Here is a 16,779-nt window from a genome sequence, read left to right as displayed (position 1 = left end):
GCTACGGGCGCGACTCTGTAATTTTGCGTTTTCAATAGACGTGTGCGGGCAACTGTTAGCGACCTCCCGCCGTGCTCCTACAGGGCCGTTTTGCTTTACGTTTGGTGGCAGGTGCGGTTTTACGCTGGGTGGTCTTGCGTTTGTTCTTCCAGGGCGCCGCGCCTTTGCCGGCCGGGCTTGCCGGGCCGCTGATGGTCAGGCGCAGGCCGGTGCAGCGGCCGACCTGTTTGCTCATCCAGGCGGCTTGTTTGGCGACGAATTCCTCAAGGCTCATTTCGCTGCTTTGCACCATGTCCAGGGCCTGTTCCCAGATCGCGGTGGTGCCGGGGTCGGCGATGGCCCGGGGCACGGCGTCGATCAGGCTGAAGGCCGGCGGTGTAGCGGCCAGGGCCTTGCCGTTCTTGATCAGATAGCCTCGATCCAGCAACCCCTGAATGATCCCGGCGCGGGTTGCCTCGGTGCCGATGCCGGTGGTGTCCTTGAGCTTTTGCTTGAGCAGCGGATCTTCCACCAGTTTGGCGACGTTCTTCATCGCCTTGATCAGGTCGCCTTCGGTAAATGGCTTGGGTGGCTGGGTCCAGAGGTCCTTCAGCGTCACGTTGTCGACGGCGTAATCCCGTCCTTCAGCCAGTGCCGGCAGCGTCTGCGGCGCCGGAGCTTCCCGTCCTTTCGCCGGCGCCAACGCTTCGGGCAGCGCGCGCTTCCAGCCTGGCTCGACGATCAGTTTGCCCACCGCACGCAAGGCTTGCCCGGCGCAGTCGAAGTCAGCCTGGGTGCGGTCATATTCGTGATTGGGCAGGAACTGCGCCAGATACCGCGCCCGGATCAAGGTGTAGACCGCGCGGTGCTTGCCGGTCAGGCGTTCGAGGTTTTTCGCCGCCGCCGTGGGAATGATCCCGTGGTGGGCGCTGACCTTGGCGTCGTTCCAGGCCCGCGACCGGCGTTGTGGCTCAAGGTGTTTGAGCAGCTCGCCAAGGCCAGGGTCGGCACGCCCAAGGGCGGCGAGAATGCCCGGTGCTTCGCTGTGCTGACTCAGCGGCAAGTAGCCGCAGTCACTGCGCGGGTAGGTAATGACCTTGTGGGTTTCGTACAACGCCTGGGCCACGTCCAGGGTTTCCTGGGCACCGAGGCCAAGTTTTTTCGAGCAGATTTCTTGCAGTGTGCCAAGGTCGAACGGCAGCGGGGCGGCTTCGCGGACCCGCTCGGTGCGCAGCTTGACCAGCCGCGCACTGACGGCGTTGCGCATGGCCGTAGCCGCCTCCTGGGCCAGCGCCTGATTCAGGCAGCGATCGTGCTCGTCGCAGACGTCCGGTGTGGCGCGCCATTGGGCGGTGAACGGGATGTTGTCATGCAGCAGTTGTACGTCGATGGCCCAATACGGCACGGGCACGAAGTCGGCGATGCTGCGGTCGCGATCGACCACCAGCCGCAAGGTCGGGGTTTGCACCCGGCCCACTGGCAGCACGCCTTGATAGCCGGACTGACGCCCGAGCAGGGTGAACAGGCGGCTCATGTTCATGCCGATCAGCCAGTCGGCACGCGAACGCCCGAGTGCCGAGTGATAGAGGCTGAAGGTTTCGGCGCCGGGTTTGAGTGCTGCCAGGGCCTTGCGAATCGAGGCATCGTCCAGCGCCGACAGCCACAGGCGCTTGATCGGCCCGCGATAACGGCAATGCTCCACCAGCTCACGGGCAATCATCTCGCCCTCACGGTCGGCGTCGGTGGCGATCACCAGTTCATCTGCTTCGCCGAGTAGCCGTTTGACGGCTTTGAACTGGCTGGCGGTCTTGGGTTTGACCAGCATCTTCCACTTCTCGGGAATGATCGGCAGGTCTTCCAGGACCCAGCGTTTATAGCGGGCGTCGTAGGCATCCGGCGGTGCGGTTTCCAGCAGGTGACCGATGCACCAGGTCACTGTGACGCCCGTTCCCAGCCAGCAGCCGTCGCCGCGCCGGCTGGCACCGAGCACGGCGGCAATGTCTTTGGCCTGGGAAGGCTTTTCACAGAGAAACAGCTGCATAACCACCATCAGTCATCAGGGTTTGAAGGTGCACAGCATGCGGGGTACCGCGACGTGGATCAACCTTTATCTGTATGGATGTACAGTTAAGGCAGGTTAAACCCCTTCATTCATCTGCAACGTTTGAATGCCGGCCGCCCTGGCTTGCGCGATCAGCTCTTCAGTGTCCTCCCCACCGGGTAGCGCAATGACGAGGTCGGGTCGGCTGTCTTGCAGCATGAAGCTGTTGCGCAGGCGCTCCGCCAGCTTGCCGTGCAGTTGCCAGTTGGCGGGGTAGCGCACGATGTTCGCGCCCAGTTCCCGGGCCCAGTTTTCGATGTCTCCGCCCAGAAACTGATTGCCGCCGTGGATCAGCACGCGCACTTCATGCAGGCACTGGAAGGCTTCCAGTACCCGGAGGCAGGTACGGGTGTCAGCGTAATAGCGCCCGGCACAGATCAGGACGCGCATGGCAGTTGATCCTTGTCGGCAGACGGTTGCGGATGACTATCTGCCAGGTCATTGCTCTCGATATCGCGTTCCCCGGCGCGTTCGAGTACCGGGTAGGCCAGCGCCGCAATGTGGTGATGCACGCGTCGGTAGTCGCGCAGCAGCCGTTGAAAAATATCGCCGGACTCGGCCCAGGCACTTTTGTCTTCGCGCAGGGCACGAAAGTGCGCCCGGCTGGCCGCAGCTTCGAGCCTTCTGACCGATTCTTTGCGGTTGACCAGATAGTGGGCGGTTGCAAGGTCTTCGCGAAGAAACACGGTAATCGCCAGGCTCAGGCTTTCCAGCAGTTCGTTGTGCAGCGGATAGAGCGTGCCCAGTTCGAAGGCCGAAAAGGCTCCAGGTTGATCACGAACATCAGGATTTCCTGCGAGCGATCGGCGTCACTGTCACTGATGCCTTCCTGGCCGATGTCCGCCAGGTAGGCACGAATCGCTGCGCTCAGCAGATCCAGGGACTGGTCGATCTGCCGCACTTCATCGGCATTGCGCTGGTCCGAGGTCTGGAACAGTTGCAGCACGCGGTTGAGCATGACCGAGAGCATGTCGGCCAGCCGCAAGGCTTCGCGCGCCGCGTTGGACAGGCCGATGTTTGCCACCGTGAGGCCGGCTTCATCCAGATAGAGCGGCATGCCGGGATCGACGTCCCGCGCAGGTGACGGCAGCAGGTGCGTCAGCAGTTTCGCCAGCGGTTCTGTCAGGCCGATGAACACCAGTGCCAGCGCCAGGTTGAAGCTGGTGTGCAGGCAAACCACTCGTAGCGCGGGTGTCAGCTCTGCAATCGGGCTGCTTTGAGCCAGCATCGGCACGAACGGCAAGCACACCAGCGCCCCGATGACCCGCACCAGCAGGTTGCCGACCGGCAAGCGCCGGGCCACGGCGGAACTGGCGTTGAGCACCGAGGGCAGGGCGCCACCGATATTCACCCCGAGCACCAGCGCCATGCTGGTCACCGGCGAGAGCAGACCGGTGCCGGCAAGCGAGGCGATCAGCAGCACCACGGCGACGCTGGAATGGCAGATCCAGGTCAGCAGCATCGCCACCAGCAAGGCAATGATCATGTCGCCATCGAGGCTGTGCATGAGCGCATGGAAGATCGGCGTGCCTTCGACCTCTCCCAGCGTCGACCCGAGCGTGCGCAGCGCCAGCAGCATCAAGCCCAGGCCAATCAGCGCGCAACCGACGCTCTCGTAGCGTGAGTCATCACGCAGGCGGAAGACGATGAACCCGGCCAGCAGGACGATAGGGGTGACGATTGAAATATCGAAACTGAGCAGTTGCACCACCAGCGTCGAGCCAATATTGGCCCCGAGCATCACCGCCAACGCTGGCGCAAGGCCCAGGGCTCCGGCGGCAGTGAAGGAGGTCGCCATCAGGCTGACAGCGGTGCTGCTTTGCAAAATGCCAGTGATCCCGACGCCCGAGAGCAAGGCCATCCAGCGGTTGTTGAGGTTTTTTCCCAGCCATTGGCGCAGCGGCGTGCCGAAGCCGCGCAACAGCGCCGAAGAAATCATATGGGTGCCCCAGAGCATCAGTGCGATGGAGCCGGCGAGGTTGATCAATAGAGTAGTTCCCGACATGAGGACTCTCCCTTTGCTATTTCATTTATTGACGGCCCGAAAGCCGGATCGCGGCGTGAAGAGGCTGCGAACACAAAAAACCTGTGGGAGCGAGCCTGCTCGCGATGGCGGACTGACAGGCAGCACAAGTGTTGAATGTGCAACCGCTATCGCGAGCAGGCTCGCTCCCACAGGGGTTACGGTGTGTTCAGTGGGTCAGAACCATTGCTTGAAGCGGCGGATGTAGAAGGTCTTCATCAGCTGGGCGAACACGCTGTAGCTGAGCAGCGTGCCCACCAGCCATGGGAAGTACTGCCATGGCAGCGGTTGCAGGCCGACCAGGGTGCCGAGTGGCGAGAACGGAATGTAGATGCCCAGCACCATCACCAGCCCGGTCATCAGGATCACCGGCAAGGCCGCGGTGCTCTGGAAGAACGGGATCTTCTGGGTCCGCAGCATGTGCACCACCAACGTTTGCGACAGCAARCCTTCGATGAACCAGCCGGACTGGAACAGGGTCTGCATTTCCACACTGTTGGCCGAGAACACGTACCACATCAGGGCAAAGGTGGTGATGTCGAAGATCGACGAGGTCGGCCCGATCCACAGCATGAAGCGCCCGATGTTCTTGGCGTCCCACTTGCGTGGCTTGCGCAGGTATTCCTTGTCCATCTTGTCCCACGGCAGCGCCAGCTGGGAGATGTCGTACATCAGGTTTTGCAGCAGCAGATGGATCGCCAGCATCGGCAGGAATGGGATGAAGGCACTGGCCACCAGCACCGAAAAGACGTTGCCGAAGTTCGAACTGGCGGTCATGTTCAGGTACTTCATGATGTTGCCGAAGGTCTCGCGACCTTTGATCACACCTTCTTCGAGCACCATCAGGCTCTTTTCCAGCAGGATGATATCGGCCGATTCCTTGGCAATGTCGGTGCCGCTGTCGACCGAAATACCGACGTCGGCGTCGCGCAGGGCAGGGGCGTCGTTGATGCCGTCGCCGAGGAAGCCGACGGTGTGACCGTTCGACTGCAGCGCCTTCAGTACCCGGGATTTCTGCAGTGGCGTGAGCTTGGCAAACACCGTGCGTTCTTCAACCCGCAGTTTGAGGGTCGACTCGTCCATCTTCTCGATGTCTTGGCCGAGCAGCGGCGTGCCGGGTTCCAGACCGACTTCGCGGCAAATCTTGCTGGTGACCACGGCGTTGTCGCCGGTCAGCACCTTGACGGTCACGCCCATGTCCCGCAGCGCGGCAATCGCCGGGCCAGCGGTTTCCTTCGGCGGATCGAGGAAGGTCAGGAAGCCGCGAATCACCAGCTCGCGTTCGTCGCGGGTTGTGTACTGGTTTTTGCTTTGGGCTTTCGGAATCTCGCGAGTGGCCACCACCAGCACCCGGAAACCGTCTTCGTTGTACTCGTTGGCCATCGCCAGCAGCGCTTTGCGACGCTGCTCATCCAGTGCAACCACCACGCCGTTCTCGTGGATGTGGCTGGAAATGTTCAGCATTTCCTCGACCGCGCCTTTGCAGACCAGCAGATGATCGTCGCGGCTGTCCTTGACGATGATCGACAGGCGCCGACGAATGAAGTCGAACGGCAGCTCATCGATCTTGCTGTAGGCGAACGGGATCTTGAACGTCGGGTTGCGCCTGGCGAATTGCACCACCGCCTGGTCCATCAGGTTGCGCAGACCGCTCTGGTGATGGCTGTTGAGCCAGGCCAGTTCAAGGATCGAGTCGTCGCGCCGGCCATTGATGTCGACGTGGTGCTCGAGGATGATTTTGTCCTGSGTCAGSGTGCCGGTCTTGTCGGTGCASARCACGTCCATCGMGCCGAARTTCTGGATGGCGTTGAGGCGCTTGACCACGACTTTGCGTTTAGCCATCGCCATCGCGCCTTTGGCGAGGTTGGCGCTGACGATCATCGGCAACATTTCCGGGGTCAGGCCGACCGCCACTGCCAGGGCGAACATCAGCGCGTCAGCCCAATCGCCCTTGGAAAAACCGTTGAGCAGGAACACGATCGGCACCATGACCAGCATGAAGCGGATCAGCAGCCAGCTGACACTGTTCACCCCACGGTCGAAGGCGGTTTGCACCCGCGAGCCGACGATGGCTTTGGCCAGCGAACCAAAGTAGGTGCGTGGACCAGTCGCGACCACCACCGCTCGGGCGGTGCCGCTGACCACGTTGGTGCCCATGAAGCAGATGTTCGGCAGGTCCAGCAGGTTTGACTGGTCGGCGGCTGTCGCGGAGGCGGACTTCTGTGCGACGTTGCCCAGGGTGTCGTATTTCTCCACCGGCAAGGCTTCGCCGGTCAGTACTGCCTGGCTGATGAACAGGTCGCGGGATTCGATCAGGCGGATGTCAGCCGGGATCATGTCACCGGCCGACAGCTGAATGATGTCGCCGGCCACCAGTTCACGCATTGGCACTTCGCGCAGATGCGGTTGCATGCCCATTTGTTCGCGACGCAGCACGGTGGCGGTGGTGCGGACCATGGCCTTGAGCGCTTCAGCCGACTTAGCCGAGCGGTGCTCCTGCCAGAACCGCAGCAGGCTGCTGAGCGACACCATGGTCATGATAATGATGACTTTGGTGAGGTCGACTTCTTCGCCTGCCTGGAGCGGCAGCCAGTAATCGGTCACGAAGCTGATGCCGGCCAGCGCCAGCAGCACATAGATGAACGGATTGTTGAGGGCCTGGAGGAACTGGACGATGGCGTGCGGCGGCTTGTCATGGGCCACTTCGTTGAAGCCTTCGCGTTGCAGGCGGCCTTCGGCGTCGAGCTCGGTCAGGCCGTCGGCGGAAGTCTTGACGTTGGCGAGGGTGACCGCGAGGCCGTTTTGCGCCTCACGGGCGGCGCGCATCGACAGCTTGGTGTCGTCGTTCGTGGCGCTTTGAACGGGTGTTTTTCGATTTTTTACAGTGGTCATTGTGTGTGCTCCTGCCGCAGTCTTGCGGCACGACACACCGGTAACTCAGCTAATTAAAGGCGAGCGAAAGTATGTCGAGTCGCAAGTAAGCGATCGATTTAGAGAGTGGTGTTTCTTAGGATTTAACGTTCGCTGCATGACCAATAACAGACGGTATGCAGCGAACCTACTACTGGCCTCGTCCATAACGGACTCCAATAAGTTTGTATTTAAACAGGCAACAGAAAGTTGCCGAATTCCTTATTAAGGAAAACGCAGAGTTAAATGCCTTGGTGTACTTTCAGATCAACTGAAAGTGCGCGCTCCGAAGTACAGGCCCAGCATCAGGCTGGCCTGCTGCAAGAGGTGCGCGAAGCACCAACTCGGTGGTTCCTGGCTTTCGTCGAGGCTCCAGCGTTGCTGCAGTTGGCCGGTGGACGGGCAGACGCGCCAAGTGGCACGCAGCTGAGCCTGAGTGCGCGAAGAAGGGGAGGAAAACGGCGAATGAGCCGCCACAGGGCGCTCACGGCAAGGCTTTACGCGCATCGTCGAGGCGAAGGCGCGTACACCTGGCATTACAGTAGATTTGAAGTTCATAACATGCCTCGCAACCGGACTGACGCCGGAGAGGCAAGTTACGATGGAGCGTCAAGCCCTAGCGCAGCTCACCCGACCGAGGAGTCGAGTCCCGTCATTTTCTGGGTTAAGTGCCCAGCTCTGCGAAAACGCATCAGCCAGACAGCGTCTAGATACTGTGTCCATTGGATTCTTTTGTGAGTTGAAAAAAGGCCTGAGTTACCGGCCCGGRCAATGTACTCAGGCAGGCCGCTGACGTCAACCTTAAATCCATGTTGTTAAGGAATCAGACAGATAAGGACAGTGCAGAAGGGACGGTCAGAATAAGTGCAGTTGATTGTGATCGATATTAAGGCGCGAAGTGCTCATGACATTCAGTCGTCATGAGCACAAGGGATTACGCTGTAACGCTTAATGATGCATGTGTCGGGAAATATCCCGGTAAGTATCGCTGTCCGTTGCCGCCAACAGCTTGCGACCATCCTTGAGCGTAGCGATGAACGTAATCTCGGTCTCCTTGCCCGCCATCAGGTAGCCGGCGATTGCCCCGATGGGGCCGAGCAGCATGGCGCCGGCGATGCTGTAGCCAATCGCATCCTTGTTGGTCACGCTGTTCTCGGTTGCCACTTCCAGGGTTTTGAATGCCGAGGGCCGCACTTTGATTTCCTGGTTAGGGTTGAAAAGGGTTTTCAACTGCAACGCCCCTTCACGGTACTCGCTATCGCCTTGTTGAAAATCTCCTGCTAAAACGGTGACATTGACCATGTTGAACTCCCCTTGTTCGAACATTGCTGAACCTGTTATCTCGCGCTTGCAGGGGGCAGACGTCAATCAGCTGGCGATGAAGGGGCGTACCATCAGTCCGGTCAAAAAAAGGACGCATGACGCTTAATGCCAGTCAGTTAAGGCACAAACCTGTGGGAGCGAGCCTGCTCGCGATGGCGGCATAACATTCAACATCAATGTTGACTGACCCACCGCTATCGCGAGCAGGCTCGCTCCCACATGGATTGCGCTTAACTGACTGGCATCAGGCATGACGCTTCGTCCCTGAGCGGCCGCTATCTAAAAATTCAATAGCCCCGCCGCTTCAAACTGTGTCAGTTTCGTTGCGCCTTCAACAGGGCGAGTGATAGGACGATCTCGCGAAGGGGTCGCCGTGGTCTATCGGAACCGACTATTTGAAACAAGGACGTAAGTGATGTCACAGGCCAAAGCAAAAGCGCTCATTTCTTCAGGGCAGGTCAGTTCGGCCTACAGTCAGGTCGATGCCTTCAGCCATTTGTATGATCGCGGTGGCGCTGAGCTGATTAACGGCAAACCGTCGTTCACCGCGGATCAGGCGGCTGATCAGATTCTGCGTAAAAACCTGTCCTGGCACGACACGGACGGTAATGGCAAAGTCGAACTGAGCTTCAGCTTCATGACGTCGGCACCGGCTAACTACAACACCAAACTGGGGAATTTCAGCGAGTTCAGCGATCTGCAGAAAGCCCAGGCGAAACTCTCTCTGCAATCGTGGTCGGACGTGGCCAATGTCACCTTCAAGGAAGGGGCAACAGGCGGTGACGGGCACCTGAGCTTCGGTAACTACGATGTCAGCACCGGTGGCGCGGCGTTCGCCTACTTGCCGTCGGGCGGCAGCTACGACGGTCAGTCCTGGTACCTGATCAACGATCAGTACCGGGTCAACGAGACGCCGGGCACCAACAACTACGGGCGTCAGACCCTGACCCACGAAATCGGTCACAGCCTGGGCCTGTCCCATCCGGGCGTCTATAACGCGGGTAGCGGCAACCCGACCTATAACGACGTGACCTACGCTCAGGACACGCGCGGCTACAGCCTGATGAGCTACTGGAGCGAGAGCAACACCGGTCAGGACTTCAGCAAGGATGGCAGCGGTGCGTACGCCTCGGCACCGCTGATGGATGACATTGTCGCGGTGCAAAAACTCTACGGTGCCAACCTCGAGACCCGTGCCGATGATACGGTCTATGGCTTCAACTCCAACGCCGGTCGCGACTTCTACAGCGCCATGTCGGCTGATTCCAAAGTGGTGTTCTCGGTTTGGGACGGTGGCGGCAACGACACCCTGGACTTCTCGGGCTTCAGCCAGAACCAGAAGATCAACCTCAACCAAGGCTCGTTCTCTGACGTTGGCGGCCTGGTCGGCAACGTGTCCATCGCCCACGGCGTAACCCTGGAAAACGCTATCGGTGGTTCGGGCAATGACCTGCTGATCGGCAACGCGGTGGCCAACTTGCTCGAAGGCGGTGCCGGCAACGACATCCTCTACGGCGGTGGAGGCGGCGATAGCTTGTGGGGCGGGGCAGGGGCGGACACCTTCGTGTTCGGTGCGGCATCCGATTCGACCATGACCGCGCCGGACTGGATCATGGATTTCACCAGCGGTGAGGACAAGATCGACCTGTCGGGCATCGCGCAGTTCGCGTCCGGCGCCGCCACGCTGAACTTCGTCAGCGGCTTCACCGGCCATGCCGGCGATGCGATCCTGACGTACTTTGCACAGACTAATCAGACCAGTCTGTATGTCGATCTCACCGGCCACGGTGCGGTAGATTTTGCCGTGGGAACGGTCGGTCAGGCGGCAACCACGGACATTGTCGCCTAAACTCTGCTGACAGGAACCGCCGACGCGGTTCTGTGCAGTGAAATGAAAGTCCGCCCAGGGCCAACATGGGCGGACTTTTTTATGCCGTCAGTTTTTCTCCAGGTCCACGTCCTTGGTTTCGCGCAAGCAGAGCATACCCACCACCAGGCTCACCCCGGTGATCAGTATCGGGTACCACAGCCCGTAGAAAATATCCCCGGTGTACACCACCAGCGCAAACGACACGGTCGGCAGGAAACCACCAAACCAGCCGTTGCCGATGTGGTACGGCAGGGACATCGAGGTGTAGCGGATGCGCGTCGGGAACAGTTCGACCATCAGTGCCGCCAGCGGCCCGTAGCACATCGCCGAAATGATGATCAGCGCCACGATCAGCACGACGATCATCGGTTTGTTGATCTGCTGGGTGTCCGCCTGTTGCGGGTAGCCGGCCAGGGTCACGGCACCGCGCAGGGCGGCTTCGTCGTAACCGTCGATTTTTACATCGCCAACGCTGACCTGCACGGTGCTGCCAGCAGGGGCGGCTTTGCTGCTGTAAGGCAGGCCTTGTTTGACCAGGAAGGTTTTGACCTTGTCGCAGGGGCTGTCAAAACGCGCCTTGCCGACCGGGTCGAACTGGAAGGTGCAGGTGGCCGGGTCGGCCAGCACGCTGATTGGCGCTTGTTGACTGGCGCGGTCGATGGCCGGGTTGGCGTAATGGGCCAGGGTTTTGAAGATCGGGAAGTACAGCACGGTGGCCAGCAACAGGCCGATCATCAGGATCGGTTTGCGCCCGACCCGATCCGACAGCCAGCCGAAGAAAATGAAGAACGGTGCACCGATCACCACGCTGACAATCAGCAAGGTGTTGGCCAGGGCCGGGTCCATTTTCAGGAACTGGGTGAGGAAGAACAGCACGTAGAATTGTGCCGCATAGAAGGTCACCGCTTGCCCGGCGTTGATGCTGAACAGCGCAATCAGCACGACTTTGAGGTTTTCCCAGTTACCGAAGGATTCGCGGATCGGTGCTTTGCAGGACTTGCCTTCTTCTTTCATTTTCAAGAAGGCCGGCGACTCGTGCAGGCTCAGGCGAATCCAGGTCGAAATGCCCAGCAGCACGATCGACAGCAGGAACGGAATGCGCCAGCCCCAGACTTCGAACTGATCACCGGTGAAGTAGCGGCAGCCGAGCACCACCAGCAGCGAGAGCAGCAAACCGAGGGTCGCGGTGGACTGAATCCAGCTGGTGTGGAAACCGCGTTTGCCGACGGGTGCGTGTTCTGCCACATAGGTCGCGGCACCGCCGTACTCGCCACCGAGTGCCAGGCCCTGGAGCATGCGCAGCACCACCAGGATGATCGGTGCGGCAATGCCGATGCTGGCGTAGGTCGGCAGCAGGCCAACGGAGAAGGTTGCCAGGCCCATCAGGATGATCGTGGCGAGGAAGGTGTATTTGCGCCCGATCATGTCCCCCAGTCGACCGAACACCAGAGCGCCAAACGGCCGCACGATGAAACCGGCAGCAAAGGCCATCAGTGCGAAGATGAAGGCGGTGGTGTCATTCACCCCGGCGAAGAACTGTTTGCTGATCACCGCCGCGAGGGCGCCGTAGAGGAAGAAGTCATACCACTCGAACACCGTCCCGAGGGACGAGGCGAAGATGACTTTCTGGGTTTCCTTGCTGGTGCCGGCGCTGAGCGTTGCGGCGATGGCTTGAGCCTGTTCTGACATGTCGGTATCCCTCACAGTGTTTATTTATTGTTGTTCCACTGTCAGCGCCGGCCGTGTGGGCTGGCGCCGCTCCTACTGGTATTGCGTGGCCTTTGGGGGAGCGAGCCTGCTCGCGAAGGCGTTGTGTCAGTCACCATCAGAGGTGGCTGACAGGCCTCTTCGCGAGCAGGTTCGCTCCCACAGGGTGGGTGTTTATAGGGGGGTTGAGAATCAGTTGCGCCGCTTTCTCGGCGATCATCAGTGTCGGTGAGCAGGTATTGCCCGAGGTGATGTGCGGCATGATCGACGCATCGGCGATACGCAATCCGGGGATGCCGTGAACCCGCAGCTGGGCATCGACCACGGCATCGGCATCGTTGCCCATGCGGCAGGTACCGACCGGGTGGAAAATCGTTGTGCCGATGCGCGCGGCGGCTTCGTGCAGTTGTTCTTCGCTTTGCAAGGCCGCGCCCGGCAGGTATTCGACCGGGTTGAACGGTTGCAAGGCCGGTGCGGCAACGATGCGCCGGGTCAGGCGAATCGCATCGGCGGCAACGCGCAGGTCTTCGGGGTGGCTCAGGTAATTGGGCTGAATCAACGGCGGCTGATGCGGGTCGGCCGAACGAATCTCGACACGGCCACGGCTTTGYGGGCGCAGGTCGCAGACCGACGCGGTGAACGCCGGGAACGCATGCAAGGGTTCGCCGAAGCGCTCAAGCGAAAGCGGCTGGACGTGGTATTCGAGGTTCGCCGAGGTTTGTTCCGGTCCGGAGCGGGCGAAAGCGCCGAGTTGACTGGGGGCCATCGACAGCGGGCCACTGCGGTCGTACAGATAGCGCAAGCCCATGCCGATTTTACCCCACAGGCTGCCGGCGATCTGGTTCAGGGTCCGGGCGTTTTCCAGTTTATAGATCAGCCGTAGTTGCAAGTGATCCTGCAGGTTGCCACCCACGCCATTGAGCTCGTGGGCGACGCCGATGCCCAGGCGTTTGAGCAAGCCGCCCGGGCCGATGCCGGAACGTTGCAGGATGCTCGGCGAACCGACCGAACCGGCGCTGAGGATGATCTCCCGACGGGCCGCAAAGGTTTTTACCTGGCCTTGCCAGCGGGCGCTGATCTTGGATGCCCGGCCGTTTTCCAGCAGCACGCGGTCGACGTCGACACCGGTCAGGACGGTAAGGTTAGGCCGATGGCGGACCGGATTGAGAAAGGCCTTGGCAGCATTCCAGCGTACCCCGGCTTTCTGATTCACCTGGAAGTAACCGCAACCCTCGTTGTCGCCCTGGTTGAAATCATCGACGCTGGCGATGCCGCTTTGTTCGGCGGCGCTGCGGAAGGCGTCGAGAATCGGCCACGACAGCCGCTGGCGCTCGACGCGCCATTCACCGGCGGCGCCGTGAAAGGCCGAGTCACCGGCAAAATGGTTTTCACTCTGTTTGAACAACGGCAACACGTCGTTCCAGCTCCAGCCGGGGTTGCCCTCGGCGGCCCAGCGGTCGTAATCGCCGGCCTGGCCGCGCATGTAGATCATGCCGTTGATCGATGAGCTGCCGCCCAGCACCTTGCCGCGCGGGTAGCTCAGGCTGCGGCCTTGCAGGCCGGTTTGCGCTTCGGTCTTGAAGCACCAGTCGGTGCGCGGGTTACCGATGCAAAACAGGTAACCGACCGGAATGTGAATCCACGGGTAGTTATCGCGCCCACCGGCTTCAAGCAGCAACACCCGGTGTTGTGGGTTGGCGGAGAGCCGGTTGGCCAGCAGGCAGCCGGCCGGTCCGGCGCCGACCACGATGTAATCGTATGCATCAACGGCAGGTTGCATCCATGACCTCGCAGCATGTTGTTCTTATTGGGATCCATCCTAGTTGTTAGTTTTCGGCAAAAGAATGTTAGTTTTTGCTCAGCTGCTGTGCGTTTTTAAACAGTGATCAACTCCCACGCATGCAAGGAAGGCTGATGTTCGACTGGAATGACCTGCGTTTTTTTCTCGAATTGCAACGCAGTGGCCGCTTGCTGACCGCCGCCCGACGTTTGAAAACCACCCACGCTACGGTGGCGCGGCACATCGAGGCGATTGAAACGAGCCTCGGCACCGCGCTGTTTGTCCAGCAAGCCCAGGGTTACCAACTGACCCCGGCGGGTGAAGCGCTGCTCAAACATGCTGAAGCCATGGAGAACGTCGCCTTGCTGGCGCAGGAGGAGATCACCCAGTCCAGTGCGCCGCTGGGCAAGATTCGGGTCGGGGTGACCGAAGGCTTGGGGATCATGTTCCTCGCCAGCCGCATGCAGGGTTTGTTTGATCGCTATCCGGGGCTGGAAGTGGARCTGGTGGCGGTGCCGCGYTTCGTCAGYATCCTCAAYCGCGAAGCSGAGATCAGTATTCATCTGGAGCGCCCGGCCGCCGATATGCTGGTCACTCGCAAGCTCACGGATTACCGTTTGGCGCTTTACGCCAGCCAGGCTTACCTCGACCGTTCGCCTCCGTTGCGCAGCCGCGAGGACCTGGCGCGGCATGCCTGGATCGGTTATGTCGACGATTTGTTGTTCAGTCAGGAGTTGATGTTTCTCAACAGTTTTTGCCGCAGCCCTCAGGTGGTGTTTCACAGCACCAGTGTGATTGCCCAGCAGCAGGCGGCGCGCTCGGGGTTGGGGATCGCGGTGTTGCCGTGTTACATGGCCAGCCACGATCCGGAGCTGGTGCCGCTGTTGCCGGCTGAAAGTATTCAGCGCAGTTATTGGATCAGTACTCGTCGTGAGTTGCACAAGTCAGTGCGCTTGCGGGTGTTGTGGGATTACGTGGTGGGGTTGTGTGATCGCGAGCAGGCGCTGCTGCTTGGTCCCACCTCTCAACCGTAGGCTGCAATCTTTTGATCCTGACAGCCGACCCATCTCCCGCAGATGTACACCAATCAAAACTGTGGGAGCTGGCTTGCCTGCGAAGACGCCCTGACAGCCGCCCAATCTCTCGCAGATGTACCCCAATCAAACCTGTGGGAGCGGGCTTGCCTGCGAAGGCGCCCTGACAGCCGCCCAATCTCTTGCAGATGCACACCAATCAAAACTGTGGGAGCGGGCTTGCCTGCGAAGGCGCCCCGACAGCCGCCCAATCTCTTGCAGATGCACACCAATCAAAACTGTGGGAGCGAGCCTGCTCGCGATGGCGACCTGACAGTCAACCAATCACTCACAGATGTACGCCAATCAATACTGCGGAAACGCGGCTTGCTGGTGATAGCAATTTTACCGACGCCATCGCTGGCAAGGGCCAGGCGCGCGCGTGCTCTGGGGTTACGGGGCAATTTCGAACGCAGAGCTTCCCAGTCGCTCACCATTAATCATGATGTGTACCGCATGCGTGCCTGCGTAATGTTTGCGGGTGGTCAGTTCTCGGATCTGCTGGGTACGGCTGAAGGCTTGTCGGGCGTGGGCGGGCAGGGTGAGGCCCTTGAGTTTGAAGACTTTAGCCGAGGTTGCACCCGAGGCTTTGACGTAGTCGATGGCGTAATCGACCACCAGTCGCTGGCTATCACTGGCGGTTGAATGAAGGTCGAACGAGAGCTTTATGGTCTCGCCAAGACTGATCACCGCCGGTTCAACCTTGAGGTTATGGATCTGGACCTCGGGTTTGCCGCCAGCGCCGATAATGGCCAGTGCCCGTTGGTTGCCTTGTTTGATCAGGCTGCGCAGCGCGTGTTTGGCGATCCACGCGGTGCGCGGGTCTTCCAGCGACCAGCCTTCGATCAGGCTCAGCACCCACTCGGGGTGGTCCTTGGTGATGTCGTTGAGGTGGTTGGCCACCGACTTGCGCACGTAAAGGCTGCTGTCGGCCTTGAGGTTGTCGAGGATTGCTGCTGCCAGCGTCGGGTCGGCTTGCACCGGTTCCAGGCGAAACGACCACGGCAGGCGCGGGCGACTGCCTTCGCTGGCCAGGCGGCGGACGTGTTCGTTGTCGTCCAGCGACCAGTCGTGCATCAGTGCCAGTGAGCGTTCGAAGTCGCTGCGCAGAAAATGCCGGATCGCGAACTCCGAAGATCCGAACGCGGTGAAGTACTTGAGCGCATCCATCGACAACTCGAACGCGTGAGCGCCATAAGTGGCGACGTAGTGGGGCAGGAACATGCTGACGAAGCCACTGTTCAAGCGTGGTGCGAGCGGGCGCAGGATTTCCAGTGTCTGCTCATAGCTCAGCGGCAACACCGCGTGCAGGCATTCACCGACCCGTGCCATACGCTGCATCACCGACAACTCGGCCAAACCTTCATTGGCCAGTTTCAGGAACGCCCTGGCGTTGAACGCCGGGTACACCGCGTGCATTTCGCTGGCGATGTGTTGCAAGCGCTCGGCGTTGAAGATTTCCTTCAGGGCGGGGGAGGATTGCTCGGTGCTACTCATCGTGGATTCCTTTCAACATTTCAGAGCAAAAGATCGCGGCCTGCGGCAACTCCCACGGGGAACGCGATCTTTTTTGGCTTCAAGGTTTGACCGTCTCTTCCTCAATCCGATCCGCCTCGAACAACCGCGCCAGTTCGGCTCGGGCTTCCTGGGCACTTTGCATGACTTTCGCGGCATCGTCGTAGATCGCGTGCTGGGCTTCGAGCACTTGTTCGTCGTGATGCTTGAAACGCTCGATGCGGGCGTCGGCCTGGGTCTGGCTCAGGCCCAGGCCGAGCAGGGTTCGGCGACTCATTTCCAGGCTTGAATAATAGGTTTCGCGGATCGCCTCGGCGCCGAGGTCGACCAGGCGGTGTACGTGCTGACGGTTACGCGCACGGGCGATGATTTTCATGTGCGGGTAGAGCTTGCGCACCAGTTCGGCGGTCTTGATGTTGGTGTCTTACGCGCACGGGCGATGATTTTCATGTGCGGGTAGAGCTTGCGCACCAGTTCGGCGGTCTTGATGTTGGTGTC

General features: G+C 60.3%; 10 protein-coding genes and 2 pseudogenes. 2 read left to right on the top strand and 10 right to left on the bottom strand.

Annotation, left to right across the window (positions count from 1 at the left end; genetic code table 11):
* Positions 1-55 precede the first annotated feature (55 nt).
* The 6 genes and pseudogenes from AC1DH9_RS07265 to AC1DH9_RS07240 all read right to left on the bottom strand — a co-directional run bounded on the left by AC1DH9_RS07265 (position 56) and on the right by AC1DH9_RS07240 (position 8,315).
* Positions 56-2,020 carry a DNA topoisomerase III gene (locus AC1DH9_RS07265; protein ID WP_477806147.1) on the bottom strand — a complete coding sequence of 655 codons (1,965 nt, stop codon included), beginning with the start codon at positions 2,018-2,020 and terminating at the stop codon, positions 56-58.
* A gap of 96 nt (positions 2,021-2,116) precedes the next feature.
* Entirely contained in the window at positions 2,117-2,470 is a 354-nt protein-coding gene (locus AC1DH9_RS07260; protein ID WP_427547099.1) for a DUF2493 domain-containing protein, read from the bottom strand.
* Positions 2,458-4,085, bottom strand: a pseudogene (locus AC1DH9_RS07255) (Na/Pi cotransporter family protein). Before AC1DH9_RS07255 ends, AC1DH9_RS07260 begins: the two are co-directional and overlap by 13 nt.
* Positions 4,086-4,280: 195 nt before the next feature.
* Positions 4,281-6,995: a magnesium-translocating P-type ATPase gene (mgtA, locus tag AC1DH9_RS07250; RefSeq protein WP_477807981.1), complete on the bottom strand. Its 2,715-nt coding sequence runs from the start codon at positions 6,993-6,995 to the stop codon at positions 4,281-4,283.
* Positions 6,996-7,280: 285 nt separating this feature from the next.
* Positions 7,281-7,571, bottom strand: coding sequence for a hypothetical protein (locus AC1DH9_RS07245; protein ID WP_427547091.1), 291 nt, complete (start codon positions 7,569-7,571; stop codon positions 7,281-7,283).
* 390 nt (positions 7,572-7,961) lie between these two features.
* Complete coding sequence (locus AC1DH9_RS07240) at positions 7,962-8,315, bottom strand: hypothetical protein (protein WP_427547111.1); 354 nt, start codon at positions 8,313-8,315, stop codon at positions 7,962-7,964.
* A 436-nt stretch (positions 8,316-8,751) separates the two neighbouring features.
* Here AC1DH9_RS07240 and AC1DH9_RS07235 point away from each other — a divergent pair, with 436 nt between their 5' ends.
* Complete coding sequence (locus AC1DH9_RS07235) at positions 8,752-10,185, top strand: serralysin family metalloprotease (RefSeq protein ID WP_427539223.1); 1,434 nt, start codon at positions 8,752-8,754, stop codon at positions 10,183-10,185.
* Positions 10,186-10,272: 87 nt separating this feature from the next.
* Here the strand turns inward: AC1DH9_RS07235 and AC1DH9_RS07230 are convergent, their stop codons facing one another.
* Both AC1DH9_RS07230 and AC1DH9_RS07225 read right to left on the bottom strand, forming a co-directional pair.
* Positions 10,273-11,895, bottom strand: coding sequence for an MFS transporter (locus AC1DH9_RS07230; RefSeq protein WP_427539226.1), 1,623 nt, complete (start codon positions 11,893-11,895; stop codon positions 10,273-10,275).
* Positions 11,896-12,031: 136 nt separating this feature from the next.
* The gene (locus AC1DH9_RS07225) at positions 12,032-13,693 is read right to left on the bottom strand and encodes a GMC family oxidoreductase (RefSeq protein WP_427539229.1); all 1,662 of its coding nucleotides are present in this window, start codon (positions 13,691-13,693) and stop codon (positions 12,032-12,034) included.
* Between the two features lie 134 nt (positions 13,694-13,827).
* On the opposite strand from AC1DH9_RS07225, the gene AC1DH9_RS07220 reads away from it, so the two are divergent.
* Complete coding sequence (locus AC1DH9_RS07220; protein ID WP_427539232.1) at positions 13,828-14,727, top strand: LysR family transcriptional regulator; 900 nt, start codon at positions 13,828-13,830, stop codon at positions 14,725-14,727.
* A gap of 432 nt (positions 14,728-15,159) precedes the next feature.
* On the opposite strand, the gene AC1DH9_RS07215 is transcribed toward AC1DH9_RS07220, so the two are convergent.
* Positions 15,160-16,263, bottom strand: coding sequence for a DNA alkylation repair protein (locus AC1DH9_RS07215; protein WP_427539235.1), 1,104 nt, complete (start codon positions 16,261-16,263; stop codon positions 15,160-15,162).
* Positions 16,264-16,342: 79 nt separating this feature from the next.
* Positions 16,343-16,705, bottom strand: a pseudogene (locus tag AC1DH9_RS07210) (NAD-binding protein); the annotation flags it as partial.
* Positions 16,706-16,779 lie beyond the last annotated feature (74 nt).

It is taken from the genome of Pseudomonas sp. 05T35, assembly GCF_056396605.1.
Note: the sequence above shows the minus strand (reverse complement) of the source record. Positions and strands in the feature narration are given on the sequence as shown.